This is a genomic window from Aureimonas sp. ME7 (assembly GCF_903970965.1).
In the GTDB taxonomy this organism is placed as follows: Bacteria; Pseudomonadota; Alphaproteobacteria; order Rhizobiales; family Rhizobiaceae; genus Aureimonas.
In genome coordinates this window covers 1-512 of the sequence record NZ_CAJCKW010000050.1, presented here as the reverse complement: position 1 = coordinate 512, position 512 = coordinate 1, and the positions used below count along the sequence as shown (strand labels likewise).

Below are 512 nucleotides of genomic sequence, written 5' to 3'. Positions count from 1 at the left end.
CCGTGGATGGTCAGAACGCCGTTCTCGACCTTGAACGGGTTGACCCCGTATCCGCCGTGGCCTTCCTCCATGTAGTACTGGAGCTCGGCATGGACGTCGTGGGTGCGCCCGCCCGCGCCGTCGTGGAAGGACGTGCGCCAGGCGCCGCCCTGAGCCTGGAGGACCAGACTGTCGAACTCGTCGGCGAAGGTCTGCTTCATGCCGGACAGGTTGACCGAGTACTGGAAGTCCTGCGCCTTGAAGTTCGACACGTCGACGTTCTTGAACGTCACCGAATCCGTATCGCTGAGCTTGAGGACGGCATCCCTGCCGACCTGGGAGAAGCGGGCGAGGACCTCCTCGAAGGACTTCAGCCCATAGGCGCCGAGCCGCACCATGTCGCCGGACGAGAAGTCGGTGATCGTGTCGTGGCCGCTCCCCTTCGTCATGATGAAGATATCGTCGCCACCGCCGCCGGTCAGCGTATCGTTGCCCTCCAGGCCGACCAGGGTCTGGCGCCCCTCGCCACCCGT

The 512-nt window shown here is 64.8% G+C and carries 1 pseudogene; it reads right to left on the bottom strand.

Annotation, left to right across the window (positions count from 1 at the left end):
- Nucleotides 1-512 (bottom strand): annotated as a pseudogene (locus tag H7A85_RS20675) (1,3-1,4-beta-glycanase); the annotation flags it as partial.